The sequence below is a fragment of the Gordonia malaquae genome (assembly GCF_037148075.1).
In the GTDB taxonomy this organism is placed as follows: domain Bacteria; phylum Actinomycetota; class Actinomycetes; order Mycobacteriales; family Mycobacteriaceae; genus Gordonia; species Gordonia malaquae.
Genome location: NZ_JBBCUB010000001.1, coordinates 727,521 through 753,255, shown reverse-complemented (window position 1 = coordinate 753,255; position 25,735 = coordinate 727,521). Strand labels below are relative to the sequence as shown.

General features: G+C 66.0%; 29 protein-coding genes and 1 pseudogene. 12 read left to right on the top strand and 18 right to left on the bottom strand.

Annotated elements, in window-relative coordinates; translation table 11 throughout:
* The first annotated feature begins 43 nt into the window (after positions 1-43).
* Genes WFK36_RS03740 through WFK36_RS03725 form a run of 4 tightly spaced genes read left to right on the top strand, consistent with a single transcriptional unit; the run spans position 44 to position 5,141 of the window.
* Entirely contained in the window at positions 44-1,639 is a 1,596-nt protein-coding gene (locus WFK36_RS03740; protein WP_336789792.1) for an ABC transporter substrate-binding protein, read from the top strand.
* 1 nt (position 1,640) lies between these two features.
* A complete protein-coding gene (locus tag WFK36_RS03735; RefSeq protein WP_336789790.1) occupies positions 1,641-2,600 on the top strand; it encodes an ABC transporter permease in 960 nt (319 codons plus the stop codon).
* Positions 2,597-3,508, top strand: coding sequence for an ABC transporter permease (locus tag WFK36_RS03730; RefSeq protein WP_336789789.1), 912 nt, complete (start codon positions 2,597-2,599; stop codon positions 3,506-3,508). The genes WFK36_RS03735 and WFK36_RS03730 overlap by 4 nt, the downstream gene beginning before the upstream one ends.
* A gap of 4 nt (positions 3,509-3,512) precedes the next feature.
* Positions 3,513-5,141 carry an ABC transporter ATP-binding protein gene (locus WFK36_RS03725; RefSeq protein ID WP_336789787.1) on the top strand — a complete coding sequence of 543 codons (1,629 nt, stop codon included), beginning with the start codon at positions 3,513-3,515 and terminating at the stop codon, positions 5,139-5,141.
* Here the strand turns inward: WFK36_RS03725 and WFK36_RS03720 are convergent.
* Together WFK36_RS03720 and WFK36_RS03715 are read right to left on the bottom strand one after the other, a co-directional pair.
* Complete coding sequence (locus WFK36_RS03720) at positions 5,138-5,575, bottom strand: acetyltransferase (protein ID WP_336789785.1); 438 nt, start codon at positions 5,573-5,575, stop codon at positions 5,138-5,140. The two genes, WFK36_RS03725 and WFK36_RS03720, sit on opposite strands and share 4 nt — an antisense overlap.
* Entirely contained in the window at positions 5,572-6,027 is a 456-nt protein-coding gene (locus WFK36_RS03715; protein ID WP_336789783.1) for a peroxiredoxin, read from the bottom strand. Before WFK36_RS03715 ends, WFK36_RS03720 begins: the two co-directional genes overlap by 4 nt.
* A 75-nt stretch (positions 6,028-6,102) precedes the next feature.
* Here WFK36_RS03715 and WFK36_RS03710 point away from each other — a divergent pair, with 75 nt between their 5' ends.
* Positions 6,103-6,909 (top strand): DUF559 domain-containing protein, encoded by an 807-nt coding sequence (locus tag WFK36_RS03710; protein ID WP_336789781.1) that lies wholly within the window; start codon positions 6,103-6,105, stop codon positions 6,907-6,909.
* 20 nt (positions 6,910-6,929) lie between these two features.
* Here WFK36_RS03710 and WFK36_RS03705 read toward each other — a convergent pair whose 3' ends face one another.
* Together WFK36_RS03705 and WFK36_RS03700 are read right to left on the bottom strand one after the other, a co-directional pair.
* Positions 6,930-7,565 (bottom strand): response regulator transcription factor, encoded by a 636-nt coding sequence (locus WFK36_RS03705; protein WP_336790947.1) that lies wholly within the window; start codon positions 7,563-7,565, stop codon positions 6,930-6,932.
* A gap of 35 nt (positions 7,566-7,600) precedes the next feature.
* Complete coding sequence (locus tag WFK36_RS03700) at positions 7,601-8,758, bottom strand: sensor histidine kinase (protein WP_040519147.1); 1,158 nt, start codon at positions 8,756-8,758, stop codon at positions 7,601-7,603.
* Between the two features lie 133 nt (positions 8,759-8,891).
* Here WFK36_RS03700 and WFK36_RS03695 point away from each other — a divergent pair, with 133 nt between their 5' ends.
* The gene (locus WFK36_RS03695) at positions 8,892-9,803 is read left to right on the top strand and encodes an ABC transporter ATP-binding protein (RefSeq protein ID WP_008375629.1); all 912 of its coding nucleotides are present in this window, start codon (positions 8,892-8,894) and stop codon (positions 9,801-9,803) included.
* A complete protein-coding gene (locus tag WFK36_RS03690) occupies positions 9,803-10,594 on the top strand; it encodes an ABC transporter permease (RefSeq protein ID WP_008375631.1) in 792 nt (263 codons plus the stop codon). Before WFK36_RS03695 ends, WFK36_RS03690 begins: the two co-directional genes overlap by 1 nt.
* 89 nt (positions 10,595-10,683) lie before the next feature.
* Here WFK36_RS03690 and WFK36_RS03685 read toward each other — a convergent pair whose 3' ends face one another.
* The 3 genes from WFK36_RS03685 to WFK36_RS03675 all read right to left on the bottom strand — a co-directional run bounded on the left by WFK36_RS03685 (position 10,684) and on the right by WFK36_RS03675 (position 14,673).
* Positions 10,684-12,147 carry a flavin-containing monooxygenase gene (locus WFK36_RS03685; RefSeq protein ID WP_336789776.1) on the bottom strand — a complete coding sequence of 488 codons (1,464 nt, stop codon included), beginning with the start codon at positions 12,145-12,147 and terminating at the stop codon, positions 10,684-10,686.
* A 100-nt stretch (positions 12,148-12,247) separates the two neighbouring features.
* A complete protein-coding gene (locus WFK36_RS03680; RefSeq protein ID WP_336789774.1) occupies positions 12,248-13,252 on the bottom strand; it encodes an AraC family transcriptional regulator in 1,005 nt (334 codons plus the stop codon).
* Positions 13,253-13,257: 5 nt separating this feature from the next.
* Entirely contained in the window at positions 13,258-14,673 is a 1,416-nt protein-coding gene (locus WFK36_RS03675; protein WP_336789772.1) for an amino acid permease, read from the bottom strand.
* A gap of 143 nt (positions 14,674-14,816) precedes the next feature.
* Between WFK36_RS03675 and WFK36_RS03670 the strand changes: the two genes are divergently transcribed.
* Entirely contained in the window at positions 14,817-15,017 is a 201-nt protein-coding gene (locus WFK36_RS03670; protein WP_336789770.1) for a DUF7489 domain-containing protein, read from the top strand.
* Between the two features lie 22 nt (positions 15,018-15,039).
* Positions 15,040-15,834, top strand: coding sequence for a hypothetical protein (locus tag WFK36_RS03665; protein WP_336789768.1), 795 nt, complete (start codon positions 15,040-15,042; stop codon positions 15,832-15,834).
* A 4-nt stretch (positions 15,835-15,838) separates the two neighbouring features.
* Here WFK36_RS03665 and WFK36_RS03660 read toward each other — a convergent pair whose 3' ends face one another.
* Both WFK36_RS03660 and WFK36_RS03655 read right to left on the bottom strand, forming a co-directional pair.
* Entirely contained in the window at positions 15,839-16,411 is a 573-nt protein-coding gene (locus WFK36_RS03660; protein ID WP_336789766.1) for a P-loop NTPase family protein, read from the bottom strand.
* Positions 16,412-16,433: 22 nt separating this feature from the next.
* Entirely contained in the window at positions 16,434-18,179 is a 1,746-nt protein-coding gene (locus WFK36_RS03655; RefSeq protein WP_336789764.1) for a GNAT family N-acetyltransferase, read from the bottom strand.
* 49 nt (positions 18,180-18,228) lie between these two features.
* On the opposite strand from WFK36_RS03655, the gene WFK36_RS03650 reads away from it, so the two are divergent.
* Positions 18,229-19,002: an alpha/beta fold hydrolase gene (locus WFK36_RS03650; RefSeq protein WP_336789762.1), complete on the top strand. Its 774-nt coding sequence runs from the start codon at positions 18,229-18,231 to the stop codon at positions 19,000-19,002.
* On the opposite strand, the gene WFK36_RS03645 is transcribed toward WFK36_RS03650, so the two are convergent.
* Both WFK36_RS03645 and WFK36_RS03640 read right to left on the bottom strand, forming a co-directional pair.
* Entirely contained in the window at positions 18,999-19,412 is a 414-nt protein-coding gene (locus tag WFK36_RS03645; RefSeq protein ID WP_336789760.1) for a hypothetical protein, read from the bottom strand. The two genes, WFK36_RS03650 and WFK36_RS03645, sit on opposite strands and share 4 nt — an antisense overlap.
* Before the next feature lie 75 nt (positions 19,413-19,487).
* Entirely contained in the window at positions 19,488-19,850 is a 363-nt protein-coding gene (locus tag WFK36_RS03640) for a zinc ribbon domain-containing protein YjdM (RefSeq protein WP_336789758.1), read from the bottom strand.
* 78 nt (positions 19,851-19,928) lie between these two features.
* On the opposite strand from WFK36_RS03640, the gene WFK36_RS03635 reads away from it, so the two are divergent.
* Complete coding sequence (locus WFK36_RS03635) at positions 19,929-20,561, top strand: DUF2461 domain-containing protein (RefSeq protein ID WP_336789756.1); 633 nt, start codon at positions 19,929-19,931, stop codon at positions 20,559-20,561.
* Between the two features lie 7 nt (positions 20,562-20,568).
* Here the strand turns inward: WFK36_RS03635 and WFK36_RS03630 are convergent, their stop codons facing one another.
* Genes WFK36_RS03630 through WFK36_RS03620 form a run of 3 tightly spaced genes read right to left on the bottom strand, consistent with a single transcriptional unit; the run spans position 20,569 to position 22,555 of the window.
* Positions 20,569-21,105: a putative immunity protein gene (locus tag WFK36_RS03630; protein WP_336789754.1), complete on the bottom strand. Its 537-nt coding sequence runs from the start codon at positions 21,103-21,105 to the stop codon at positions 20,569-20,571.
* A 2-nt stretch (positions 21,106-21,107) separates the two neighbouring features.
* A complete protein-coding gene (locus tag WFK36_RS03625; protein WP_336789752.1) occupies positions 21,108-22,067 on the bottom strand; it encodes a glycoside hydrolase family 43 protein in 960 nt (319 codons plus the stop codon).
* 47 nt (positions 22,068-22,114) lie between these two features.
* Positions 22,115-22,555, bottom strand: coding sequence for a VOC family protein (locus tag WFK36_RS03620; protein ID WP_336789751.1), 441 nt, complete (start codon positions 22,553-22,555; stop codon positions 22,115-22,117).
* A gap of 44 nt (positions 22,556-22,599) precedes the next feature.
* Here WFK36_RS03620 and arr point away from each other — a divergent pair, with 44 nt between their 5' ends.
* Positions 22,600-23,010 carry an NAD(+)--rifampin ADP-ribosyltransferase gene (gene arr / locus WFK36_RS03615; protein WP_336789750.1) on the top strand — a complete coding sequence of 137 codons (411 nt, stop codon included), beginning with the start codon at positions 22,600-22,602 and terminating at the stop codon, positions 23,008-23,010.
* 11 nt (positions 23,011-23,021) lie between these two features.
* Here the strand turns inward: arr and WFK36_RS03610 are convergent, their stop codons facing one another.
* The 4 genes and pseudogenes from WFK36_RS03610 to WFK36_RS03595 all read right to left on the bottom strand — a co-directional run bounded on the left by WFK36_RS03610 (position 23,022) and on the right by WFK36_RS03595 (position 25,633).
* The gene (locus WFK36_RS03610) at positions 23,022-23,699 is read right to left on the bottom strand and encodes a glyoxalase superfamily protein (RefSeq protein ID WP_336790945.1); all 678 of its coding nucleotides are present in this window, start codon (positions 23,697-23,699) and stop codon (positions 23,022-23,024) included.
* Positions 23,685-24,167 (bottom strand): annotated as a pseudogene (locus tag WFK36_RS03605) (peptide-methionine (S)-S-oxide reductase); the annotation flags it as partial. The gene WFK36_RS03610 and the pseudogene WFK36_RS03605, both read right to left, overlap by 15 nt.
* A 467-nt stretch (positions 24,168-24,634) precedes the next feature.
* Entirely contained in the window at positions 24,635-24,988 is a 354-nt protein-coding gene (locus WFK36_RS03600) for a DUF1801 domain-containing protein (RefSeq protein WP_336789748.1), read from the bottom strand.
* Positions 24,989-25,294: 306 nt separating this feature from the next.
* Entirely contained in the window at positions 25,295-25,633 is a 339-nt protein-coding gene (locus tag WFK36_RS03595; RefSeq protein ID WP_336789746.1) for a VOC family protein, read from the bottom strand.
* Positions 25,634-25,735 lie beyond the last annotated feature (102 nt).

Below are 25,735 nucleotides of genomic sequence, written 5' to 3'. Positions count from 1 at the left end.
GGCAGCGGTGCGAGAAGAATTCGACGAGAAAGCAGAAATTGACATGTTCCGACATCGGTTCGCCCGCATATTGTGGGCACTGCTCCTAGCCCTGATCGCAGTGGTCGGGCTCAGCAGTTGCCGTAGTGCAGTCGATGCGCAGCAAGGTCCGGCAACAGGCTCCGGACCAGTGGTGCGCGGCGGTGAACTCCGTGTCGGGGTGCTCGGCGACCTGTCCCCCGCCAAGTTCCTTCAGATCGGCACCGGCGGCCTCAACGGGCACATCGTCGCCAACGTGTACGACACCCTCGTCACCCTTGACCACGCCTCGCCCACCCCGCGGCCCTCCCTGGCGACCGGATGGGCCCTGGCACCTGACGGACTGTCCCTCTCATTGGACCTCCGCCGAGGCGTCACGTTCCACGACGGCCGCGAGTTCACCTCGTCCGATGTGCAGCAGTCGCTCCTCGCCTACCTCGCCGGTCCGTGGAAGCCGCAGTTCAAGCGGACCGCGGCCGCGATCACCCGGTACGACGTCACCGATCCCCACCGAGTGGTCCTGTCGTTCGCACATCCGGTCGGCAACATCTTCGACCTCCTCGATTCGGCGCCGATCATCGACGCCAAGACACTCGACGGGTTGAAAGCCGGCCGGACGTTCAACGGGACCGGCCCCTTCGAGTTCGCGTCCTGGACCCCCAACGCCCGAGTGACCCTGGTCCGGAACAACAACTACTGGGGCGGATCGCCCGCTCTCGACAAGATCACCTTCGTGGAAGGCAACGACCCGAAGTCGCTGTACACGCGGCTTCGGACCGGGCAGCTCGACGTCGTCGACCCCGTCGGCCTCACGTCACACGATCAGAAACTCGCCACCAGCAGGTACGGGTTCCGCGACATCGAATTCACCGGCGCGGAGAGCCAGGTGTACGTCGGCGTCAACGTCGCGAATCCTGCGCTGGCCGACCGCCGCGTCCGCCAGGCGATCGCGTCCGCGGTCGACCGGGAACGGATCATGACCGACGTGTATCAGGGCGCCGGCTATCCGGTGAACCTGCCGTGGCCCAAGACGTCGCCCGCGTACGACGCGTCCGCGAATCACACGTTCACCCGCGACGTCTCGAAGGCGAAGGCGATCCTCGCCGACCTGCCGCCGGTGCCACCCATCGACTTGGACTATTCGTCCCAGGGCGGCACCTCTCGCATCGTCGCAGAGATCGTGCAGAGCAACCTCAAGGACATCGGGATCACGGTCGATCTCGTGCCGAACGACCCGACAGTGCACTCGTCGAAGCTCATCGGTGGAGAGTTCTCCGGGCTGTGGATCCTCGAGCACGCGTTCGCCCAGTTCACACCGTCGACGCTCGCCGTGTCGGCGTACCCGTTCAATGCGGCGAAGAACGCCTCGAACTTCGTCGACGCCGACTATGCGGCGGCGGCCGACGCCGCGTGGAAGACTGCCGACCCGTCGTCGCCCGAGGCGATCGCCGCGTATCGCCGACTCGACGCGGTGTGGCTCAGGGAGCTGTTCCTCGTTGAGATCGGCGTGGTCATTCAGCACGCGACCGCATCACCGAACGTCAGAGATGTGGGCTGGGACCGTCGAGTCCAGTTCCATTTCGCAGGCACGAGTCTCACCAATCCCGATCGGAGGTCATGACATGACCGGCTACCTTCTCCGGCGGATCCCGACAGCTGTTGTGGTTCTGTTCGCTGCGTCGCTGCTCATCTTCGCCGTGCTTCGGCTCATCCCGGGCGGCCCCGAAGCGGCGCTCGCGGGCTCGGACGCGACCCCGGACGACCTCGCGGCGATCCGTCACGACCTCGGCCTCGATCGGGGCTTCTTCGTCCAGTATGCAGCGTGGATCGGATCCGTCCTCACCCTCGACTTCGGAACGAGTTACCAAGTGGGCGGCAGCATCGGCGACCTGGTCTCGTTCGGTCTGACCAACACGCTGGTACTGACGTCTGCGGCGGCGGTGTTCGCGGTCGCCCTCGGGATCGCCCTCAGTCTGGCTGCGACGATACGACCGTCCGCCTGGTTGAACACGCTGCTGACCGGTGTCAACGCAGTCGCCATCGCACTCCCCACTTTTGTCGTCGGAATCGTGCTGATCTTCCTGTTCGGTGTCCGTTGGCGACTGCTTCCGGCCGGCGGCACGCCGCCGAACGGCCTCACCGATGATCTGTGGATCACCGCGCAGTACTTGGCACTGCCCGCGTTCACTCTCGGGCTTCCCGCCGGAGCGATGCTCGCCAGATTCCTCACCGAGGCATTGCAGACCGAGCTCACGCAGCCGTATGCGGTCACCGCGATCGCGACCGGCGCGTCACGCCGCGACGTGGTGCTCAAACACGCGCTGCGCAATGCACTCCCGTCGACGATCACCGCGTTCGGTCTCATCGTCGGTGCGCTCCTGGGCGGTGCCGTGCTCGTCGAATCCATCTTCGGCTGGCCCGGACTGGGCCTGCTGACCGAGGAGGGCATCTCAGCCCGCGACTATCCGCTCGTCCAAGTCCTGGTGCTGCTGTCGGTGACGGTTTTTGTCCTGATTCAGCTCGCCGCCGACATCGTCCACGCATGGCTCGACCCCCGTATCCGATTGGCAGGTACCGCATGACCACCACCGTTCCGATTGTCGACGGCTCCGCCGTCGACCTCGACCCCGGTCTCATCCCGGAGACTCCGACCGACCGCGACTCGCGGCCGACACGACTGCCGCTGTGGCGCAGCCTCGTCCACGGGTCTGGCCTCGTCGGCACGGTCCTCGTGCTCGCTGTGGTTCTCGCGGGCCTTCTCGGACCGCTGTTCGTCTCCTACGCTCCCGACCAGCAGATCGACGGCGCCTATCTCCTGTCACCGAGTGCAGAGCACTGGTTCGGCACTGACGACGTCAACCGCGACGTCGCCTCGCGGATCCTGTCCGGAATCCGCGTCGACCTTCTGATCATCGTGATCGCCGTCCCGATCGGCGCCGCGATCGGCACTCTCATCGGGCTGCTCGGGGTGTCGTTCCGGCGGGCCGACGGTGTGGTTCAGCGGGTGTTCGACGTCATCCTCGCATTCCCCGCACTGATCCTCGGAATCGCGCTCGTCGCGATCCTCGAGCCCGGCGCAGTGACTGTGGGCATCGTCATCGCCATCGCCGAGATCCCCGTCTTCGGCCGACTGGTCCGCACATCTGTCCTGCGTATCCGAGAGCAGCCGTACGTCGAAGCGGCGCGGGTCAGTGGTGCAGGCACGGGCCGGATCCTGTTCCGTCACGTGCTGCCGAACTCCGTCGAAGCGCTCGGAGTGCAGTTCGCGCTGTCACTGTCGCTCGGTGTGTTCATCGGCGGCGCACTCAGTTACCTCGGCATCGGCGTCGTCCCGCCGACACCGTCGCTCGGCGGCCTGCTCGCCTCGGGCAACGGCTACCTGGAGACCAACCCCTGGATCTCGATCGGTCCGCTGATCGTCGTGTCCGCCCTGGTCCTGGGCCTCTACTTGATCGCGCAGTCGATCTCTTCCGACCGAAGGAGTCTGTAAGACCATGACACGCGTACTCGACGTCACCAACCTCCACGTGAGGTTCGACTATCCACGTCCCGCAGTCGCGGGCATCAGCCTCCATGTCGATGCGGGCGAGATCGTCGCCCTCGTCGGTGAGTCCGGCTCCGGCAAGACGATGACAGCACGAGCAGCCATCGGACTGCTCCCCGAGAACGCCGTCTCCACCGGTTCGGTGAAGGTCGACGGAATCGAAGTCCTCGACCTGGACGAACGTGGATGGACCGCTGTCCGCGGCAGCCGCGTCGCCATGGTGTTTCAAGAACCGCAGACCGCGCTCAATCCGGTCCAGACGGTCGGTTGGCAGCTCCGACAGGCGTTGACCCGGCATGGGTCGCTCTCCCGCTCGGAAGCCAGGAGACGAGCGGTCGAACTGCTGGAACTCGTCGAGATCCCGGACCCGCAGACACGAGTCGGCTACTACCCGCATCAGCTGTCCGGAGGTCAGAAGCAGCGCGTGGTCATCGCCCTCGCGCTGGCGGGCGACCCGGCTCTGCTCCTCGCCGACGAACCGACCACCGCCCTCGACGTGTCCGTGCAACGGGACATCCTCGACCTGCTCGTCAGACTGAGGGACCGCACGGGTGCGGGCATCCTGCTGATCACGCACAATCTCGGGGTGGTCGCCGAGATCGCCGACCGCGTGGTCGTGGTCCAGCTCGGCGAGACCATCGAGACCGCCGACGTCCACTCCCTGTTCGCGGCGCCCCGCGAGCCGTACACCCGGCAGTTGCTGGCATCGGTGCCCCGCCTGCACCCGGGATCGGTGGAGGAGGTCGACCCGCAGCCGACGGAGGTCGACGCCCCGGTGCTCGAGATCAACGCCGTCACCGTCCGTCATCCGGGCCGCTTCGGGACGGCGCCGCACACCGCACTGTCCGAGGTGACACTCGACGTCGCGCCCGGCGAGGTGCTCGGTGTGGTCGGCGAATCCGGTTCAGGCAAAACGACACTCGGACGCGCGATCGGTGGGCTGCTGCCCATCGCCGAGGGGCGGATCTTCATCGACGGCGAGGATGTCTCGACACTCTCCGGCGCGGCGCTGCGTGCGGTTCGTCGTCGGATCGCGTTCGTCCCGCAGGACCCGACAGCATCGTTGAACCCGCGGTTCACCGTGGCCGAATCGATCCGCGAGCCGCTGGACATCGGGCGGATCGGTGACCGTTCGTCACGTGCTCGACGCGTCGCCGAACTGTTGGACGCGGTGCAACTGCCGACATCGTTCGCCACCCGACTGCCCCATGAGCTGTCCGGAGGCCAGCGGCAACGCGTGGCGTTGGCCCGTGCGCTGTCGGCGAATCCCGAACTCTTGATCGCCGACGAACCGACGAGCGCGCTCGACGTGTCCGTGCAGGCTCGGGTGTTGGAGTTGTTCGCCCACCTTCAGTCCGAGTTCGGTTTCGCCGCGCTGTTCATCAGCCACGACCTCGCCGTGGTCCGGCAGGTGGCCGACCGGGTGGCCGTCCTCAAGGCTGGACGGCTCGTGGAGACTGGATGGGCCGACGAGCTGTTCAACGCGCCGGTCACCGACTACACCCGGTTGTTGGTCGACGCGGTGCCGGTTCCCGATCCCGACCGCGTACGTGCCGGGCGTCCGGTTGTTCCCGCTTAGGGGGTGAGTTCGAGCGTGAGCAGTGGGTACGGGCGTCCGTCCCCGTCGAGGTCCGAGCGACCCGTCTGGGTGAAACCGCGGGCGAGGTAGAACCCGACGGCCTGCGGGTTCTGTTCGTTGACGTCGACTTCGGTGGCGCCGAGCCTGACGACCGCGTCGTTGAGCAGCACTGTCCCCACTCCCGTCCCACGGACGTCGTCGTGCACGAACAGCATTTCGAGTCGCCCTTCGGCGACACCCGAGAAACCGACGATCCGATCTGCGTCGTCGGCGACGGTCAGCGTCACGTTCGGGAGATAGTCGCCGGGCAGCGCGCGTTCGATCTCGGCGAAATGCTCCGCGGCGAGGAAGTCGTGCGTTGCGGCGACGGCGCTGCGCCAGACGTCGACGATCGCCGGGTACTCCTCTGGTCCGGCTGGCTCGCGGAGGATCACCCGAGTGCTTTGAGGGCGCGGTCGGCGTGGACGCTCATGTTGACCTCGGACGCGATGACGTCGGCGATCACTCCGTCTCGCCCAATGGCGAACGTGGTGCGCTTGGTCGGCATGCCGACCGCACTGAACAGGCCGCTCCGGCGGACTCCGTAGGCGTCGGCGACCGAGCCGCCGACGTCGGCGAGGAGTGGATAGTCGAGCCCGTGCTTGGCCGTCCAGTCGCTCTGCTTGGCGACGTCGTCGCGGCTGATCCCGATGCGCTGCACCCCGGCTGCTGAGAACTCGGCTGCGAGATCGCGGAAGTGACAGGCCTCCTTGGTGCAGCCCGGCGTGAACGCAGCAGGGTAGAAGAAGAGGGCAACGGGTCCCTCGGCCAGGAGTTCCGACAGCCGCCGGACGTCGCCGTTCTGGTCGGGCAGAGCGAAGTCGGGTGCGATGTCACCGGGTTTCATGGTTCCAGCCTAGCGAGTTCAGGCGTATCGGCGTGCCGAGGGAACCGCGCATCGGGTCGCTGCGTCTGACCTTGTATGAGGGATTCAGGTGTCTACCCTGCGGCTGCGCTGTTGGCACTCGGATTCGACCGCGAGGCGATCCGTCGAGCCGTTCTGTCCGGCGACCTGGCACAGCTGCGGTGGGGATGGTTCGCCGCAGCGAATCACGATGCCCGCACGGCGTCCGCGGTGCGAGACGGCGGCGTGTTGACCTGTGTCGACGCGCTCAGGTTCCACGAGCTCTGGACTCCTCCGGGCCACAACGGGCCGCATCTGCGTCGCAGCCGCAACTTGAGCGGAAAGAATCGCGCGTGCCGTCCGCCGACTGGATGTGTTCGGTCCGCTCGCGAAGCCGTCGACCCGCTGCCGGTCTCCCTGCTCTATGCCGTCGGATGCCTCCCGCTGGACGAATGGGTCGCCGTCTGCGACTCCTACCTGAACTCGACCGGAACCGAGAGCATCGTGCGGGTCCGCCTCCGATCTGCGGGCTTCGACGTTGTGGTCCAGCCGCCAGTCGAGGGTGTGGGGCACGCAGACCTCCGCGTCGGTCGGCTGCTGATCGAATGCGACAGCGTCCTGCACCACGCGAGCCGAGCCGACTACGAACGCGATCATCACCGCGATCGCAGAGCAGTAGTCGACGGCTGGCTCGTCCTCCGGCTCACCTACGACGACATCCTCTACGACTGGGACGGTGTCCTCGCCGACATCCTGTCGATCACCAGGCCGGACCGGCACCGCGCTCGCACGCCGCAGGCGATCGAGATGGTTCGAAAGTCAGTACTGCAATCGCAACTCGAGGGCAATATTCCCTCGGTGTTCGATCTCAGTACTGACTTTTGAGTGCCCGCCAGAATCGAGGTTCAGGCCAGTCCTGCGTCGTGCAGGAGAATCGCCACTTGGACGCGGTTGGACGCACCGAGCTTGGCGAAGATGTGAGAGATGTGGGCTTTGACTGTCGGGACGCTCATGTACAGCTCAGCGCCGATCTCGGCGTTGGACGCGCCCTTCGCGAGGCAGATCGCGACGTCGCGCTCGCGCTCGGTGAGTTCCCCGATCGCTTTCTCGGCACGGCCTGCCTTGTCGTCCCCGCGTCCGTCGACGACTTGTTTGATCAAGGCGGCTGTCACCGACGGGCTCAGTGCGGGCTGCCCCGACAGGACGTTGTTGATCGCCGTGACGATGTCCCGAGGCGGCGTGTCCTTCAGCAAGAACCCGTCGGCGCCGACGGCCAGCGCCCGCACGACGTAGTCGTCTGCGTCGAACGTGGTCAGGACGATCACGGCGGGCGGGTCGAGCAACTTCTTGAATTCCGATGTCGCCGCGATCCCGTCCAGAACGGGCATCCGCAAGTCCATGAGGACCAGATCAACCGGGTCGGCCGAGTACAACTCCAGCGCTTCACGTCCGTCACCCGCTTCGGCGACGATCTCGAGAGCCGATCCGCCGAGCATCAGCCGCAGACCCGACCGGACGAGCGGATCGTCGTCGACGAGCATGATTCGGCTGGCGACCTCGGCTGTCTCGGCAGTACTCACCCCTGCCACGGTAGCCACACCCTCAGTTCGAATGCTCGGTCGGCCGTCCGTGTCGACTGCTTTCCGCCGTGCAAGGCGACACGCTCGGCCAGACCGACGAGCCCGAAGCCCGACTCCGGCACGGCAACGGCCGCCAGCGACAGCGGGTTCACCACCCGCAGGTCGATGCCGTCGCCGACGCCTCCCGAGATCGCGATGCGGACTCGGCTCGCAGGCGCGTGTTTGCGCGCGTTGGTCAGCGCCTCCTGCACACAGCGGTAGAGCGTTCGTCCGAGTGCCGGCGGCAGATCAACCAGGTCGGCGTCGCAGTCGACGTCGATTCGCATACCCGACCGGCGGTTCTCCTCGATCAGTTCCTGCACGTCGAGGACGGTGGCCTGAGGCGGCTCAGGGTCTGCGTCGCCAGGGCCGTCGCGGAGGACACCCAGCACCTCGCGCAACTCCGTGAGCGCGAGGTGCGACATCTCCTGGATGGTCTGCGCCGTCTCTCGAACCTGCTCGGGCGACAAGTCGTCGCGGAACGCGAGGGCTCCGGCGTGCATGCTCACCGTGGATATCCGGTGCGCGAGGACGTCGTGCATCTCGCGCGCGATCCTGGCGCGCTCCCCCACCTGGGCCTCACGCACTCTCGAGTGCTGCTCGGCCTCGGCCAGCGTCGCACGCAGCCGCAGGCTCGCAAGCAGTTCGCGCCGCGAACCGACGTACATGCCCCACGCGATGACCAGACCGATCGCCACACTGATGAACCCGATGTCGACGAGGGTGGTCGGTGGCTCGCCGGGTGTCTTCAGGAGGTACTCCGAGGCGGCGGCGCTCCCGACTGTCAATACGAGCTGAGGGACGATCTCCCGCCACCTGCGGCGGGTGGCAAGCGACACGAGCGCAAGAGCGGCCGGACCCGCTGCCGTCGACGACACGATCCCCGCCAGGTTGGTGAAGGTCGCGACCGCGACGGGATGTGTGCGCCGCGCGGCGAAAGTCGCGGCGAAGGCCATCGCACCGATCAGGATGTCTGCAGCGAACGCCCACCGGCGGTTCTCCCAGAGGTACTCCATGCGCGGCGCCCACGTCACTCCCGAGATGATCAAGACCAGGAGCACACGCCACGTGTGACTCCACCAGTTCAACGTCGGCTGATAGTCCTCTGGGCGCACGACTGCCAGGCTATCCCCGCCCATCGACCTCGCGCGCCGTCCGGCGGTCGAGAAGCGTCTCATACTTTCGGATGAGACGACTCGATCCCGTAGATGGATGTGGTCGCGTCTCGGACCGACAAGTATTGAAGCCATGATCGAAGTGAAGAACCTCTCGAAGCGCTACGGCGATTTCGTCGCCGTCGACGATGTGTCGTTCACCTGCAAGCCGGGTCGTGTCACCGGATTCCTCGGACCGAACGGCGCGGGCAAGTCGACGACGATGCGCATCATCACCGGCCTCACACCCGCAGGCGCCGGAACCGCCACCATCAACGGTGTCGCCTACCACGACATCCCGAACCCGTCGACGCACGTCGGCGTCCTGCTCGACGCGTCGGCGCAGCACGCCGGACGCACCGGAGCGGAGATCCTCCGACTCTCGGCCATGACCATCGGCGCACCGCTGTCGCGTGTCGACGAAGCGCTCGCCATGGTGAGCCTCACTCAGGAGGAGGCGAGCCGCCGCGTCCGCAACTACTCGCTCGGCATGCGTCAGCGCCTCGGCATCGCGAACGCACTGATCGGCGACCCGCAGGTCCTCATCCTCGACGAGCCCGCCAACGGGCTCGACCCGGCAGGCATCCACTGGATGCGCACCCTGCTCCGCGAGTACGCGGACCGCGGCGGCGCCGTACTCCTGTCGTCGCACCTGCTGCACGAGATCGAGATCATCGCCGACGACCTGGTTGTCATCGGCCACGGCCGCATCGTCGCGCAGGGCACCAAGGAGGAACTGCTCGCGGGCACCGGCGCCGTGGTCCGCGGCGCGGACCGCAATCACCTCGGCACTGCTCTCCAGGCCTCGGGTGTCGCGTTCCACGACCGCCAGGACGGCGGTTTCGCCGTCGAGCAGACGCCCGAGGTGGTCGGCAAGATCGCCCTCGACGCCGGCGTCCACCTCGTTGAACTGCGCGGCGGCGACGGTGCCCGCCTGGAAGAGATGTTCCTCCAGCTCACCCAGCAGACCCAGCGCGAACAGCCCAGCACACAGGGAGTCCAGTGATGTCCGTTGCCGCAGCCCCCGCCCCCGTCACCGGCGGCTCGGGGATCCCCCTGTCCCGTCTCGTCAAGGTTGAGCTCCGCAAGCTCGTCGACACCCGTGCCAGCTTCTGGCTGTCGATCTCGATCGCGGTGATCGCGGCGATCATCGCCGTGGTCGTGCTCATCGTCGGAAGCAGTCACCCGGAAGACGTGACGTTCGACAACCTCTTCAACCTCATGACGGCGCCCATGGCATTTCTGCTGCCCGTCATGGCGATCCTCCTGGTGACGAGCGAGTGGAGCCAGCGCAACGCGCTGACGACGTTCACGATGGAGCCTCGGCGCGAACGGATCGTCGCCGCGAAGTTCGTCGCCGTGATGCTCGCGGCCGTCGCCGCTGTTGTAGTAGCGCTTGTGCTCGGTGCAGTCGCCAACCTGATCGGCGGGCTCATCTACGGCGATCCCGCCGGATCGTGGGAGATCACCGGAGTCTCGCTGTTCGCAGGAATCCTCGGAATGCTGATCGGCGTACTCATGGGCTTCGCGTTCGCGGCGCTCTTCCTGAACACGCCTGCAGCGATCGTCGTCTACTTCATCGTTCCGACGGTCCTTCAGATCATCGGCGGAGTGATCCCGTGGTTCCGTGAGAATCTGCTTGACTGGATCGACGTCAACACCGCTCAGATGCCTCTGCTTGAGGGCGACTGGCCGACCGGTTCGGAGTGGATGCACATCGTCGTCGCATGCATCATCTGGATCGTCCTGCCCCTGGCTTTCGGTGTGAACCGAATCATGCGTTCAGAGATCAAGTGACTGTGGGGGTCATCTGATCTGGAAACACTGAACGCCCGCAGACGAGCGGCGCACCCTGATCTCCCGGGGTGCGCCGCTCGTCTGTCTTGTCAGTGTGCGACGTCGTAGCGGTCGACGTCGAACGCCTTCGTGGCCTTCCGATACGCGAAGGTGAACCCGGGCCAGTTCTGGGTGTTCTTGCCGTCGGCCGTCGTGTACCAGCCGTGACAGCCGTCAGCCCACACCGACTTGGCCAGGCGATTCTGCAGAGTGTCGTTGAACTGGGACTGGACGTCGCGGCGGACGCTCATCGAACGCGCTCCGCTGCGGGCAAGGGCGTCGACAGCCCCCGTGACGTATGAGAACTGCGACTCGAGCATGTAGACGATCGAATTGTGCGACAGGTTCGTGTTGGGCCCGTACAGCATGAAGAAGTTCGGGAAGCCGCTCACGCTGAGGCCGAGGTATGCGTGCGCACCGTCGCGCCACTCGTCGTTGAGGTCGACGCCGCCCGAACCGGTGATCGTCATCGGCGCGAGGAACTCGGTGGCCGCGAATCCCGTGCCGAGGATGATCGCGTCCACCTCGTGCAGTTCTCCGTCGGCGGTGACAACCCCGTTCGGGTCGATCCGCTCGATGGATTCGGTGACGACGTCGACGTTCGGCCTGGTCAGCGCCGGGTAGTAGTCGTTCGACATGAGGATCCGCTTGCAGCCCATCGGATCGGTCGGGGTCAGTTTGGCTCTCAGGTCCGGGTCGACGACCTGGCGGTTCATCATTCGTTCGTACCGCTTCTCGTACGGCTTGATCAGTCGGTTGAAGCCCATGAACGCCAACGCCCGGGGCTCGAGTGTCGCGTACGTCGCCCACCTGGACGCCCGCAACAATCCGGGAACAGTGCGGAACGCGTGCACTGCACCGCGCGCGTACGGATAGTCGGGCTTGGGCAGGACGTGCGGCGCACTGCGCTGAAACAGCTCGACCTCGGCAGCCTTCGCGGCGACGTGCGGAACGAACTGGACGGCAGACGCGCCGGTGCCGATGACTGCGACCCGCTTGCCGTTCAGGTCGTAGTCGTGGTCCCACGTCGCCGAGTGGAACATCTCGCCTGCGAAGTCATCGAGGCCGTCGATCCGCGGATAGGCCGGGCGACTGAGTTGGCCGGTCGCCGCGATCAGGACGTCGGCCCGATGCCGTCGGCCACCGGAGAGTTCGAGAACCCACTGCCCGGCGTCGTCGTCGAAGGCAGCCGACAGGACTTCGGTGTTGAATCGGATGTGTCGACGAACGTCGAGCCGGTCGGCGCAGTCCTCGAGGTACGCGAGGATCTCCTGCTGGCCCGCGAATCGCCTCGACCAGTCGGGTTTCATCGCGAACGAGAACGAGTACAGATGCGAGGGGACGTCGCATTCGGCGCCGGGGTACTCGTTCTCGCGCCACACGCCGCCGACGCCGTCGGCCTTCTCGAAGATCACGATGTCGTCGTGCCCGTCGGCTTTGAGGGTCGCGGCCATGCCGATGCCGCCGAATCCGGTGCCGATGATCGCGATCGACGGTGACGTTCCGTGTGCCACGTGCCTTACCTCCCGATGTGGTGTGTGCACCATCACGCTATAGCGGACCACGGGCCGGGCAGGAGGTGCCCGACGGCACCATTGTTACTCGTTTCGGCAATCAGGTCCGCGACCGGCGGAACTCGGCAGGTCCCGCGCCGGTCCACCGGCGGAACGCCTGCGAGAAGCTCGACACCTCGACGTAGCCGAGCCTCTGTGCGGTCTCCCCCACCGTCAGTTGCCCCGACAGCAGCATCTCCTCGGCCAATCGGTGCCGCATCTCCTGCAACAGGTTGCGGTACGACGTCCCCTCGGCGGCGAGTCGATGCCGTAGCGTCCGCGGGCTGATCGCAAGTGTGCGTGCTGCGGCGTCCGCCGTCGGCGGATGTGCGGGATCGTCCGACAGAATGTCGAGCACTCGTCCGGCCAGCCCCGACCGCGCGGCCCTCGACCTCAGGATCTCTCGGCACTGCCCCTGAGCGAGCGCCGCGGCGTGGGTGTCCGCACGTGGAAGCGGTTCGTCGAGGTGCGCGTTCGCCATCGAGATCGCGGTCTCGCGAGCACCGAAGTCCGGCAGCGCACCGAACGCCGCCCGGTACGCAGTGTTGTCGGCCGGTTCGTCGAATCCGATCCGGACGGCGGGCTCGGGTCCGCCGGTGAGATCTCGGTGAATCGCACAGACTGCGGCCGCGTCACGTTCGATCACGAACCGCCGCAACCGTTCGGGGACGTCGGGTGCGGTGAGAAGCAGTTCCACACCGTCGGACGTCTCAACCTGCGTGATGCGGGAGAACACGAACGTCAGGTCGAGGAACCGGAGTCCCACGTCGATCGCACTGCGCAACGTGGGGCTGCTGAGCAGGGCGAACCCGAACATTCCATACGTCGTCAGCTGATAACGCATGCCCGCTGTGACGCCCAGTCCGGTCGGATCGTCGACCGCGTCGACGAGATTCGTGATCACGGCGAGTTCCTGCCGGGGCGACACCTCGGCATCCGGTCGACCGAGCTCGGCAGCATCCAGCCCAGTGCCCGCCAAGCACGCGCTCGGCTCGACGCCGGAGGCCTCCGCAAGCCCGAGGAGCAGGACGACGCCCGCCGCCGACCTCGGAATACTCCAGTCCACGTCGGTCAGTTCAGCGTCTTGTCGACCGCGTCGTGCGCCGTTCCGGTGCGCGACCAGACGGCGTATCCGATGCCGACGAGCGAGAACCACACCGCGCCGACCAGGAGCGCGATGCGCCCGTCCTCGTCGAAGAACAGCAGCACCACGACGAGTGCCAGGAACACCAGCGTCCCCCACGTCGAGTACGGGGCGAAGGGAACCTTGTAATCCGATTCCGGGAGCAGGCCGGCAGCGACCTTTCGGCGGAACATCATCTGGCAGATGATGATCGTCGCCCACACCACGATGATGCCGACGGTCGACACCGCGGTGATGTAGGCGAACGCGTGCTCCGGGTCGATCACGTTCACGACCACACCGAGTGCCATGACAACAGCGCTCAGGACGATCCCGGCCAGGGGGACCTGCCGGCTCGACAGCTTCTGTAGTCCGGTCGGGGCATCGCCGCGCTGAGCCAACGATCGGACCATTCGACCAGTCGAGTAGATGCCCGAGTTGCACGACGACAACGCTGCGGTCAGGAGGATGAAGTTGACGATGCCGGCCGCGCCGGGGATCCCGATGTACTGGAAGACGGCGACGAACGGGCTCTCACCGGCGTGGAAGTCTTTCCAGCTCCGAACCGACAGGATCACGATCAGCGAGCCGACGTAGAAGATGCCGATGCGGAAGGGAACCGAGTTGATCGCTTTGCGCAGCGTGACGCGGGGATTCTCGGCTTCGCCCGCGGTGACGCCGACGAGTTCAACACCGACATACGCGAACATGACGATCTGCAGACTGAGCAGCGCGTTGGTGAATCCGGTCGCGAAGAACCCGCCACTGTTCCAGAGATTGGTGACCGACGGCCCGACATCGGGTCCGAGACCTGCGATGGGCAGGAGCACTCCGATGCCGATGATGATCATGCCGAGGATGGCCGTCACCTTGATCGCGGAGAACCAGAACTCGGCACGACCGAACAGTCCGACGGAGATCAGGTTGGCTCCGAACAGCACGATCAACGCGACAAGCGCCGTCACCCAGACTGGAATCGCAGGCCACCAGTAGTTGACGTATTTGCCCGCGACGGTGATCTCGGCCATGCACGTGGTGGTCCAGACCGCCCAGTAGGTCCATCCCTGGCTGAAGCCGGCGAAGCGTCCGAGGAACTCGTCCGCGTATTCGCTGATGCCGCCCGACACGGGTCTGTAGATGATCAATTCGCCGAGCGCTCGCATCACGATGAAGACCGCCAGACCCGCGACGGCGTACGCGAGGATCAGCGCGGGACCAGCCTTCTCGATGGCGCCACCCGCCCCGTAGAACAGGCCGGTACCGATCGCGCCGCCGATGGCGATCATCTGGACGGTGCGAGAGGTCAGTCCCCGCTGATAGCCCTCGTCGACGGTGGAGTCGTCGTGCTTGGTGGTCGTGGTCATCGATGTCCTTCCGCGCAGGCTCAGCGTGCAGCGCGAGTGAATCTACTCGCAGACGATGTTGCGCCCGTCACTCCCCATGCCGAGCGACCGTTTCGTCTAGCCTCGGCTGTAGTTGTAGTCCAGACATATGACAGGGGTGTTTCATGTCGGCAGAAGCATGGCGAGGAACGGTGGTGGCCAAACGACGAGCACTGCTCGACGGTTCGTCGCTGTACCGGAGGCTGACCGTCGACCTCGACGGTGGGGGACGCCTCAAAGTGCGAGTTCCGCGAGAATTGTGGGACTCCCTCGAAGTGGGCGATGTGGTGGTCAAGTCCGCAGGTCACGACCCGGTCAAAGGCTGACCCCGGAGCTAGAGTGTCAGGTGTGTCGGGGGAAGTGATCGTCTATGCGTCCATATCCACGTGGGAGTACGGCTGCTGCGGCGACGTTCCTCAGCCCGGGGCCCACATCGACGGCACCCTCGAAGCCTTCCCCGCTCGCAATGGCGACAGGTTCGCGCCTACGAGTCAGTTCACGTGGAATCGTGAACTCGAACTTGTGCAGTTCGCCGGGTGGTCCGCGAGGTGGAATCCGTCCGACGGCGACCCGACTGCGCAGCCGATCGACGTGTACCTATCGTGGCACCCATTCTCCGAACTCCTGACGCCCACGGTCACCGGGACCGTCGTCACGGCTCACGAGATTCGTAATGCACCGGACGGTACGGGCGGCTACACGTATACGCAGGTCGATACGCTTCCTCGGTTTCCCGACATGCACGGCACCACGCCGGAGTCTGTCATCGGAGTCATGGTCGGATTCGTCCCCGACTCGTTCAGCGAGCCGACTGCTGACGACTTGGCGCTTGCGCACGCCGATGCCGAACGGGGGACGAGGACGGTTCAACTCACAGGTCCGGCCGCAGCGTTCGGCGCCACCGTTCCACACGCATACTCCCGCCTGACGATCGACCTCGACGCTGCTGATTTGGAACGAACCGGCGCGGGGAGCCGAGCGTCCGGTGTCGTCAGCGGAGACACTGGCCAGGTCAGCCGGGTCCTGACGGACGACAGGAGTGACTCGTACCGGGGCTTCAGGCCCGCACCGGAAGGCACATCAACCGATGGTCTCGACGAGACGCTCTATGTCGTCCTCACCATCGACTCGGAGCACTTCTGACCGTTCACAACTGCTCACCTCGGGCTTGATCCTCGAATTCGGATCGGCCGACAGACTGGACGAACGCGTCGACGTCGCGGCGGGTGCGCAGGCGGTGGAAGTCGAGGTGCGCGTGCGCCGGATCAGACATCGCCGCCGCATAACGCATACGAGTGCGCGAGTGCGAGTCCCACGCCCACCGGACGATCGACTCATCGCCGCGCCAGAAGGCCAGGCCGCCCCACCCTTCGCGATTTCCGTTCCACAGCTCGTGCCGCGTCGCCGCCCTCCACACGGTCCGGCTGACCGACTGCCACATGACCCGCCATCGAGGCGGGTCGATCCACACGACGGTGTCGGCATGTTCCCACACGAGGCGTCCGACGACACTCTGGTAGTTCCCGTCGACCACCCAGGCGTCCGGGGCGATCGCCCGTCGCACGTCGTCCTGGAAGACTTCTGGGTCGGCCGGGGTCCACTCCGGTCCCCAGAACACCGCGTCCAACTCGATGTAGGGAACTTCCAGGGCCTTGGCGAGCCGACGCGCGGCGGTCGACTTCCCGGACCCCGATCCTCCGACGACCGACACTCTTCTCACCAGAGAACCGTATCGATACCGGTCACCACTCGAGCTTGAGGCCGACGTGGTCGGATCGGAAGCCCGCCCGCGCGTAAAAGGCCCGCGCCCGGTCGCGCGCCTCGTCGGTGGCCACCTGCACGAGGCGGGCACCGTGGGCGCTTCCATGTGCTCGAGCCCAGTCGAGCATCGCCGAACCGAGACCTTTGGACCGCTCGGCCTGAGCAACCCTCAGCCCCTCGATCTGCAGCCGAGTGGTCCCTCCTCGGGACAGTCCGGGAATCACCGTGAGCTGCATCGTCGCGACGATGCGCTCGTCGTCTCGCACCACCGCCAGGTAGTGGGCACTGTCGCGGGCGACGACGTCGAACGCCGCCTCGTACTGCTCGACCTCGGCGTCTTCCCGGGTCCGACCGATCTCGTCGTCGGCGAGCAACGCGACGATGGCGGGGACGTCGGCGCGGACGGCTCGCTGAACGCGGAACGTCCTGTCCCCGAGGCGCAGCACGTCTCCAGCAGAGGAGTGAGCGCTGTCTCGCAGACGCGCGACGAGCGCGTCGAGCCAGCCGCCGACACCGGCCCTGGCCTCGTCTGTGTCGGGGTATCGGCAACGCAGGTGGAGACCGGAGTCGTCGAGGATGAACCAGAGCATCACCCCGTCGGTCGCGATCACGGCGCCCACGTACTGGGCGTCGATGCTCGTCGAGTCGACCCGCACGGGAAGCCGACGCAGATCGAGCCAGGAGATCGCGAACATGCCGGGGGCCTCCGGCATGTCCCCACCCCACGGTTCGAGGACGTCTTTCAACGGCCACGACCCGAGTCGGACGGCTTCACGGACCGCTGCCGCCGCGGCAGAGGGCCCCGGGTCGTCCGACGAGATCACGGAGTTGGTGATGAACCAGCCGACCGACTCATGCCACGAGGAGTCGTAGCGGCTGTGCACCGGAAACACCGCGCGCAGCGGCGAGCCCGCGAGTTCCTGCGTCACCGCGGTCATCGCCGACACGGCGAGCGACAGTGTCGACACTCCATCGTCGCGTGCCTGCGCCGAGAACGCGGCGCTCTCGTCGACGTCGAACACGTCGCGGACTTCCACCCGCTCGGAGTGCATGACCGGCGAACCGAGCGGCAACGGGAAGCGCGGCATCGTCCCACCGCTGTCGGACAGGATCTGCGCCCAACGCTCACGAACGTCGTCCGGTGCTGTCGGACGGTCCATCAATGCGCGCGTGTGGTCGACGAACGCCGGTGCGACGTCGTGTGAATGTCCGCCGAGTGACGCCAACAGGTCACGGACGATCACCAGCATCGACCACATGTCGACGTGCGAGTGGTCTGCGGCGACGACAACAGTCGGTCCGGTCGCCGTCTCGAGGACACACATCCGGTGTGACGGGCGGGAGTAGGGCGTGCAGTATTGGTCGAACACCGCTCGGAGCACCTCATTGACTGCTTGGCCCGCACCTATCCGATGCTCAACCCAGTCTCCGGCCCCGACCTCGACCTCATGCAGGTGCGGCCCGTCGGCTCCCGGAACGAACACCGACCGCAACGTGCCGTGACGTGCGATCACGTCGAGCCACGCTGCCGCGAGGTCATCTCGAGGCACACGGCTCGACAGGCGGAACGACAATGCCATCCACGAGCCGGGGCGTTCGCCCGCGCCGACGTGCCGGCGCTGATCGAACGAGACCGGCAACTCGGGTCCGGGGTCGGACACGGCGACGTCGTAGCCGAACAGCCGCCCGAACGGTAGCCGGAGGTGCCCGATGTTCGTGAGCCTCATGGCGCTACGCTACCCATCATCTCCATGCCCGCAACTCGAGGAGGACTCCATGCCGACATTCCAGGTTCCGGGCGCAGACCTCGACGTTTCGTTCAGTGATGAGCACGGCAGACCCGTCGTCCAACTGCACGGCCTCACGTCGAGCAGGGCACGAGACCGGAGCCTCGGCTTGGATCTGGGGCGGGGGCTGAGCGGTACGCGACTCCTGCGGTACGACGCTCGCGCTCACGGGCGGTCCACCGGGCGAGCGGTCCCCGACGACTACCGCTGGCCTGCACTGGCATCGGACCTGCTGCGCCTGCTCGACAAGTGGTTCCCGGGAGAGTGCGTGCACGGAGTCGGCCCGTCGATGGGCACGGGAACACTGCTCCACGCCGCCGCCATCGATCCCGAGAGGTTCTCCGGTCTGACGTTGATGATTCCGCCGACAGCATGGGACACCCGGTCGGCGATCGCCGACGACTACCGCGCGGCGGCCGACCGTATCGAAGCCGACGGAATCGACGCGTTCATCGTGGCCGGACGCGCGGTCCCCCAGCCGCCTGCTCTGGTCGGGGTCGACGAGACCGTTCCCGACGTCCGCGCCGACCTGCTCCCGGCGGTGTTCCGCGGCGCCGCGCTGAGCGACCTGCCCGCGCCGGAGAGCATCGCGGAGATCTCGGTCCCGACGTCGATTCTCGCGTGGATCGACGATCCGGGACACCCCCTGTCGACGGCACACGCACTCGCCGACCTGCTTCCGTCAGCGACGTTGAGCGTTGCGCACACACCGACGGACCTGGCTCAGTGGCCCGTCCGACTGCACGACCAGGTGACTGCCTAAGCAGCGATCGTGGCGTACCCCGGGGTCATGACGCCGCCCGCGGAGCCAAGGGTCAGGACGACCTGCCCACGGCCGGTCACGAGACGGACCTGCGGAACGTGACCGTTGAGTCCTCCGGAGAGCCTCGCCGACCCCGTCCGACCTGTCGACAGGTTGATCCACGACACGGACGCCCTCGGGATGCACCCCCAGCGGTCGCGTCTTGTCCCGGTGACGGTGACGACTCCGGCGCTGTCCCGGACCAGCCCACAACGGATCGGCGGAACGTCCAAGCTGCCGTTCGGATTGCCGAACGGCGCGGGTTGGATCTGGAAAGGCATGACCGGTGCCGCCTGCGCCGGTGCGGGCGCCAGTGCAACGGCGCCCAGAGCAACCGCGCCGACGGTGATTCCTCGAATGATTCCGTTCACGACCGTATCCCCTCGATGTCGGTCCCGACCTCATCCCAGCCTACGACTGCTTCAGCCATGCGTCATCCGTTTGTCCTAAAGGACCTTCTTGACGACGCTCGACTTGAGCTGCATCTTCCCGAATCCGGGGACCGTCGCATCGATGTCGTGGTCGCCGACTCCGTCGGTGATCAAGCGGATGGCACGAACCTTGGTGCCGACTTTGATGACGCCGCCACCGCCGCCCTTGACCTTCATGGTCTTGACGATGGTCACCGTGTCGCCGTCGACGAGAACGTTGCCGACAGCGTCGGTGACCTCGGTCACCGTCTCCCCGTCACCGTCTGCAGTGGCATCGGCGGAGTACTCGTGGGCACACATCCCGCACACGAGAAGCGCACCCTGCTCATAGCTGAACGCTTCGCCACAAGCGGGACACGGAGGCAGTTCGTCAGACATCGTCCACTCCTTCTGTGCTGTCGACCGGCGGACATGCACCCAGGGAGACTACTGCCTTCCGGCCGATAGGCTGTCTTCATGCCGTTCACCGGATTCCCCGAAGCCGCGCTCGACTTCTACGACGACCTCGAACTCGACAACTCGAAGTCGTACTGGGACGCACATCGAGAGACCTATCGAACCGCGGTTGCGGAACCGATGGCGGCACTCACCGAGGAGCTCGCGGACGAATTCGGCGTGGCGAAGATCTTTCGCCCGAATCGGGACGTGCGCTTCTCGAAAGACAAGTCGCCGTACAAGACCCACCAAGGCGCATACGTCGCGGTGGCCCCGTCGACCGGGTACTACGTGCAGATCAGCGCGCCGGGACTGCGGGTCGGGGCAGGCTTCTACGAGGCCTCTCCGACGAGACTGACCGCCATCCGCAAGTCGATCGATCACGACCGGCACGGGCGCGAGTTGGAGAGGATCGTCGCAAAGCTGCAGAAGAGCGGATGGGAGTTCGGCGGCGACACCCTCAAAACTGCTCCGCGCGGGTGGGACAAGGACCACCCCCGAATCCAGCTGCTCCGCCACAAGACGATGAGCGTGATGCGCGACTACGGATTCGACGAAGTGATTCACACACCGGAACTCGTCGAGAAGATTCGAGTGCACTGGCGGGAGACGAAACCCCTCCTCGACTGGCTCGTCGCACACGGCGACGTGTAGCGCCCGGTCAGCGTGCGGCAACCCTCTCCTGCAGGATGCGGATCGTCGAACCCACCACACCTTGCGTGAGGAGCCCCGGACCGAGAGGACCTGACGAGTTCTCCCCGAGCGCAGGCAATGTCGCGAGCACCGCGCATTGGTCGACTGTGAGCCGGCTCAGCTGCCAGTCGATCTCCACGTCGACCCGTGCCGCGTCACCCGGTTCGGCCAGGCTCACAGCCTTGGCCGCGTAACCCGCCGCCCCAAACGCGTGTGCACCCATGTGCGCGACCGCCGACGCTTGCGCGACGGCCCGCGCGGCCGCCGCGCCCGCTGGAGTCGACGCCGTTCCGGCCACTTTGACAGCGACCATGCGGAGAGCGATCTCCTCTGCCGCGGTCCGACTCCCGGCGGCATAGGCGTGAGTCCGTCCGACGGCGTCGGTCAACGCCGCTCGTCCGGTGTCGTCACCGTCGAACAGCGGCAGCACGCGCTCGGCACAGTCTGCCGCCCACGACGCCACCAGCCGTCGGTAATCGTCGCTGAGGGTCTGGATCGACGCCACGTTTACGATGCCTCACGCATGATCCCTATGTGCCGGACGTGACCGGACAGGCCGGGCAGTTCCTTCACCGGCGACCATGTCGAGAGTCCGTCGTGGCTGTCTGAGTAGAGGTACTTCCCCGTCGTGTACGCGTCGAGGTAGAGCCGCCACCCACCGTCCGGCAGCTTCGCGACAGCGGGCCCCTCAACGAAGCTCCCCCAATTGCCAGGGGTGATGAAACGATACGGGCCTGTCAGCGACGACGCGACTGCGTGCTGCACGAATTTCTTGGTCTCGTTCTTGGTGAAGGCGTGATAGGTCGATCCGACCTTCACCACCGTGGTGTCGATGTGGTCAGCGCCGATGCCGGCCATCGGAACCGGAGGGCTCCAGAGCCGGAACGAGGAGTCGATCGCGGTCATCACGTACGGGACGAACCCGCCGCCGGTCGACAGGGACAGGATGACGCTCACGCGGCCACCCTCTACGAACCACTCCGGCGCCCACGATTTGGTCGTGAAAGGCGACAAGGACGGGACGCTCTTCAGCAGGTCTCCAGTGCTCCCCAAACCTGGGACCGACGCGTGACCGTCGCCGGTGCCCGGCAGGAGGAAGCAGCAGAACGGCACGGGATAATCGGCGATCTTCGTCCAGTGGACGCGGTCGCTGCTGCGTGCGAACCCGATGTTGGCACCGTTGGCCGTCGTGTAGGTGATGTAGTACTCGCCCGCTGCACTCCGGAAGATGCTTGGATCACGGACCCGTCCCGTCGGTGGGCGGTAGGCCGACTTCTGCAGCAGCGTGAAGTCGGTCGCGTCGCCGGACTCGTACACATCCATCACTCGGTCGGACGTGTTGCTGAACGCGACCATCGTGTACTTCCAGCCTGCGGCCTGACTGGTCGCAGGGAGCGCCGACAGCAGGCTGATCGCGATGAGCAGCGCCGTAGCGAGGGCAGTCGTGTTCCGAACGATTCGCGTCACCCGTCGTAGTATTCGCGATCGATGTCGATTCGGCCAGGCCCGAATCGTTACCGTTCGCGCGTGAGATCCTCGGCGAGCATCACGATGATGCCGCTCGGGCCGCGCAGATAGGCGAGTTTGTACACGTCCTGGTAGTTCGCGACACCACGCAGCGGATGGCACCCGTGCCGGGCCGCTATCGCCAGCGCATCGTCGATGTCGTCGACGGAGAACGCCACACGGTGCATGCCGATCTCGTTCGGCAGAGTCGGCGCAGTCGGGATCGCGTCGGGGTGGATGTACTCGAACAATTCGAGTCGCCCGTGCCCGTCGGGGGTCTGCAGCATTGCGATCCGCGCATGATTGCCGTCGAGCCCGACCGCGGTGTCGGCCCACTCCCCGCTCACTTCGTCGCGCCCCAGCAGCGCCAGACCGAGGTCGGTGAAGAAGGCGACGGCGGCGTCGATGTCGTCCACGGCGATTCCGACGTTCTCGAACTTGATCGGCATGCCGACCACGGTACCGCCGAACCGTCCTCGGCTACCCTGCGATCATGGACGACGTACTGGACGCGGGACCGTTCTTCCACGGCACCAAGGCCGATCTGCCGGTGGGCGGTGCTCTGACGGCCGGGCGACGCTCGAACTATCGTCCCGAGATCGTCATGAATCACATCTACTTCACCGCGCTCGTCGACGGCGCAGGCCTGGCTGCCGAGTTGGCCGCGGGCGACGGCGAACCCCGCGTCTACCTGGTCGAACCGACGGGTGACTTCGAGAACGACCCGAACGTGACGGACAAGAAGTTCCCCGGCAATCCGACCCGGTCGTACCGCAGCACCGAACCGTTGACCGTGGTCGACGAGGTGACCGACTGGACTCGTCTATCGCCCGAAGCACTGCAGGCGTGGCGAGATCGGCTCGCCGAAGGCATCGCCGACGGTACTGCTCAGATCATCAACTAGGTGGCCACCGATCACTCTGCGGATTCGCAGAATCTCAGTTCATTGCCGGACGGGTCGGTGAGCTGAATCGTCGGGCCGCCGGGAGCGTCGCGATCGATCCCCGGGCGCAGTCGCCGATGCGGGCGCGTGCCGAGATCGGCATGGAAAGCGTCAGCGTCGACGATCGGGATCCATACGACGGAACCAGGTGTTCCGTCCCCATGGTGTTCAGACAAGTCGAGGACGGCCGAGCCTCGTCGGATTCGCATGTACAGCGGCAAGTCCGGCTCGAAACGGTGCTCCCACTGGACGTCGAACCGCAGATAGTCGACGTAGAACTCGCGTGCCGCCGCCTCGTCGAACATCCGGAGAACGGGCACCGGAGCACCGACACCGAGCGGTTCCCGCTCTGAGACGACGTAGTCACGCGTGATCCCGGCTGTCGCCTCGGCCCAGGCGCTGCCGGTCACCCGCTCCTGGTGTGCGTCGAATGCGGCCCGGTCGACGAATCGCTCCGACACCGACCACACCAGTGGATCGTCGGTCGGTTCGACGTCGAACGCCAGGCAGCCGGGCTCGGCGCGTGTCAGTGCCACGTGCGCGGGCAGATGTCTCCGGACACGCTCGGCCTCGTCGGCTGTGGTGCAGACCAGTCGGCCGGTGAGTACGACGAGGTCGGGCGTGGAAACGTTGACGCGATACTTGTCCAACAGTTCTCGTGGCAGGTGGCACGAGTCGTCGGGGCAGCGCGCGAGCCGGTCCTGATGCTCGTCCGCGCTGCGCACATAGTTCGTGAGCGGCAGTACTTCGACTGCGATGAGCGCAGCGTCGTCGCGTGCGGTGATGAACGCCCGAGCGAGGTCGAGGTGCCCTGGATTCTCCGAGTACAGACCTGTTCGGTACTTCACCCCGACGTCCGGTCCCTGCCTGTTGACGCTGTACGGATCGATGATCTCGAACAGGTACGTCATCAGCCGGTCGACGCTCACCACGGCAGGATCGATGCGAATCCGCACGCATTCGGCGTATCCGTCGTAGTCGCCGTCGAGCGAGTCGCTCGTTCCGTTGGCCCTGCCCGCCTCGGTGAACACCACTCCCGGCAGAGTCTCGACGAACGCCTGTACTCCCCAGAGACATCCGCCCGCGACGTAGAGTTCCTCAGTCGCGGTGTCGTCCATACCCCCGATGGTACGGCCGCGGCTTCGCCGATCACCCGATCGTGTAAACATCCCCTGCCCGTTCGCGGCAAGAGTGGCCATGAATTCACGCGCCTGGCACAGATACGAAAGCACGTACTGGGCCCCTGTCGCCGGGATCTCGATAGACCGGATGTGCACGAACATCGGCCGCCACATCCTCATCGTCGATCGTCGCGAGGTCTGCCGCGATCGCCTGCACTTCTGCCGCGCCCAAGGCCCGCTCGAACGGCAGGTACCCGTAGTCGGTATCGGTGACCGCCCCCGCGAACAGCCATACCGCCTACAACGGACAACCTTGTGGATCAATCTGCCCCGCACACGCCTCTGTCCACAGGCCCATGATCAGCGGAATCGTTCGCGTGCAATCACTCAGACGGAGTCGAGAAAGGTGGCCCGGGCGTCGCGTCGACGGCCCGGGCCACCCGGGTCACCGATCCCGAAACACGTCAGTCGACAACCGACCGGACGATCTCGGCGATCCGCCGCTCAGTATCGGAGTCCACGGTTTCGAAGAACCACGCCGCAGGCATCAGCAGCCCGTCGGCGCCACCCGCCGACTGAAAGCGGGCCTTCTCGGTGATCGCAAGGTTCAGACGGTCGTCATTACGCAGTGTGACCAGGGCCGGAGTGCTCGCCGACGCTGCATACGCAGGCATCCCGTACCAGATTCGCGGCTTCAACTCAGGCGCGGCAGCCATGATGACAGCGTGAACCCGCTGGACGATCGAGCGCCGAGGCTCATCCATCTTCGCGATCTTCTCGATGACCTGGGTGAGGTTCTTCTGGTCTTTCGACGACATGGCATGTCCTCTCGTGTCGGCCGATGCGACACATCGGCACGCTGAAGTCGGCGCAGATCAGTGCGCCGCACTCCATCCGGACATGTCCTGAGTGGCTCAAGCCTCTCCGAGATGATTCACGTGCTCGACACGTGGAAGTGCTGTCGGCGGCCAGACACCGCCGGAACCAGGATATCTGAGTGTTTCGGATGCCGATCGCTCTTCCCGTGGCGCAGATCAAACGCCCCTTCGGAACAGGCCTCACGCAGCGCCCAGAGGAGCAATTGCAGCAATCTGCTCCCCAGCGATGTCCCTATGAGGCTCGGCTCAGACGTCGCCAACGACGTTGATTCGGTTGCCCGCCGGATCGGCGAACACCGCGAATGCCATCGCGATCTCGGGTATCTCCACTCTCCTCGCAATGACCGCGCCACCTGCGGCCTCCACCTGCGTCAATGTGCCGTCGATGTCCGAGACCCTGATCACCGGACGCGGTTCGCGAAGGTCCTCACTGCGTGGGACTACCTCTCCGTAAATCGCTCCAGGCCGCGGCTCGTTCGCGTACGCCGTCTCCGGCGACCAACCGAACACGCGACCATAGAACTCCCACACACCCTCGACGTCGTCGGCTGGGATCTGTAGCCACGTCACGAGATTCTGATCCATACCGCGATGCTAGCGACCTGAACCCTGGTCAGTTCGTGCGTTCAAGCGGGCAGACCGGACTCGTGTCCGCCTGACACTCGCCGCGCGTTCAGGCTGGTCGGC

Bases quoted from the DNA above. Each gene is read 5' to 3' on its own strand.
- WFK36_RS03740 (WP_336789792.1), top strand. From the start codon at position 44: ATGTTCCGACATCGGTTCGCCCGCATATTGTGGGCACTGCTCCTAGCC.
- WFK36_RS03735 (WP_336789790.1), top strand. From the start codon at position 1,641: ATGACCGGCTACCTTCTCCGGCGGATCCCGACAGCTGTTGTGGTTCTG.
- WFK36_RS03730 (WP_336789789.1), top strand. From the start codon at position 2,597: ATGACCACCACCGTTCCGATTGTCGACGGCTCCGCCGTCGACCTCGAC.
- WFK36_RS03725 (WP_336789787.1), top strand. From the start codon at position 3,513: ATGACACGCGTACTCGACGTCACCAACCTCCACGTGAGGTTCGACTAT.
- WFK36_RS03715 (WP_336789783.1), bottom strand. From the start codon at position 6,027: ATGAAACCCGGTGACATCGCACCCGACTTCGCTCTGCCCGACCAGAAC.
- WFK36_RS03710 (WP_336789781.1), top strand. From the start codon at position 6,103: ATGAGGGATTCAGGTGTCTACCCTGCGGCTGCGCTGTTGGCACTCGGA.
- WFK36_RS03705 (WP_336790947.1), bottom strand. From the start codon at position 7,565: ATGCTCGTCGACGACGATCCGCTCGTCCGGTCGGGTCTGCGGCTGATG.
- WFK36_RS03695 (WP_008375629.1), top strand. From the start codon at position 8,892: ATGATCGAAGTGAAGAACCTCTCGAAGCGCTACGGCGATTTCGTCGCC.
- WFK36_RS03690 (WP_008375631.1), top strand. From the start codon at position 9,803: ATGTCCGTTGCCGCAGCCCCCGCCCCCGTCACCGGCGGCTCGGGGATC.
- WFK36_RS03675 (WP_336789772.1), bottom strand. From the start codon at position 14,673: ATGACCACGACCACCAAGCACGACGACTCCACCGTCGACGAGGGCTAT.
- WFK36_RS03670 (WP_336789770.1), top strand. From the start codon at position 14,817: ATGTCGGCAGAAGCATGGCGAGGAACGGTGGTGGCCAAACGACGAGCA.
- WFK36_RS03655 (WP_336789764.1), bottom strand. From the start codon at position 18,179: ATGAGGCTCACGAACATCGGGCACCTCCGGCTACCGTTCGGGCGGCTG.
- WFK36_RS03650 (WP_336789762.1), top strand. From the start codon at position 18,229: ATGCCGACATTCCAGGTTCCGGGCGCAGACCTCGACGTTTCGTTCAGT.
- WFK36_RS03640 (WP_336789758.1), bottom strand. From the start codon at position 19,850: ATGTCTGACGAACTGCCTCCGTGTCCCGCTTGTGGCGAAGCGTTCAGC.
- WFK36_RS03635 (WP_336789756.1), top strand. From the start codon at position 19,929: ATGCCGTTCACCGGATTCCCCGAAGCCGCGCTCGACTTCTACGACGAC.
- WFK36_RS03620 (WP_336789751.1), bottom strand. From the start codon at position 22,555: ATGCCGATCAAGTTCGAGAACGTCGGAATCGCCGTGGACGACATCGAC.
- arr (WP_336789750.1), top strand. From the start codon at position 22,600: ATGGACGACGTACTGGACGCGGGACCGTTCTTCCACGGCACCAAGGCC.
- WFK36_RS03600 (WP_336789748.1), bottom strand. From the start codon at position 24,988: ATGTCGTCGAAAGACCAGAAGAACCTCACCCAGGTCATCGAGAAGATC.
- WFK36_RS03595 (WP_336789746.1), bottom strand. From the start codon at position 25,633: ATGGATCAGAATCTCGTGACGTGGCTACAGATCCCAGCCGACGACGTC.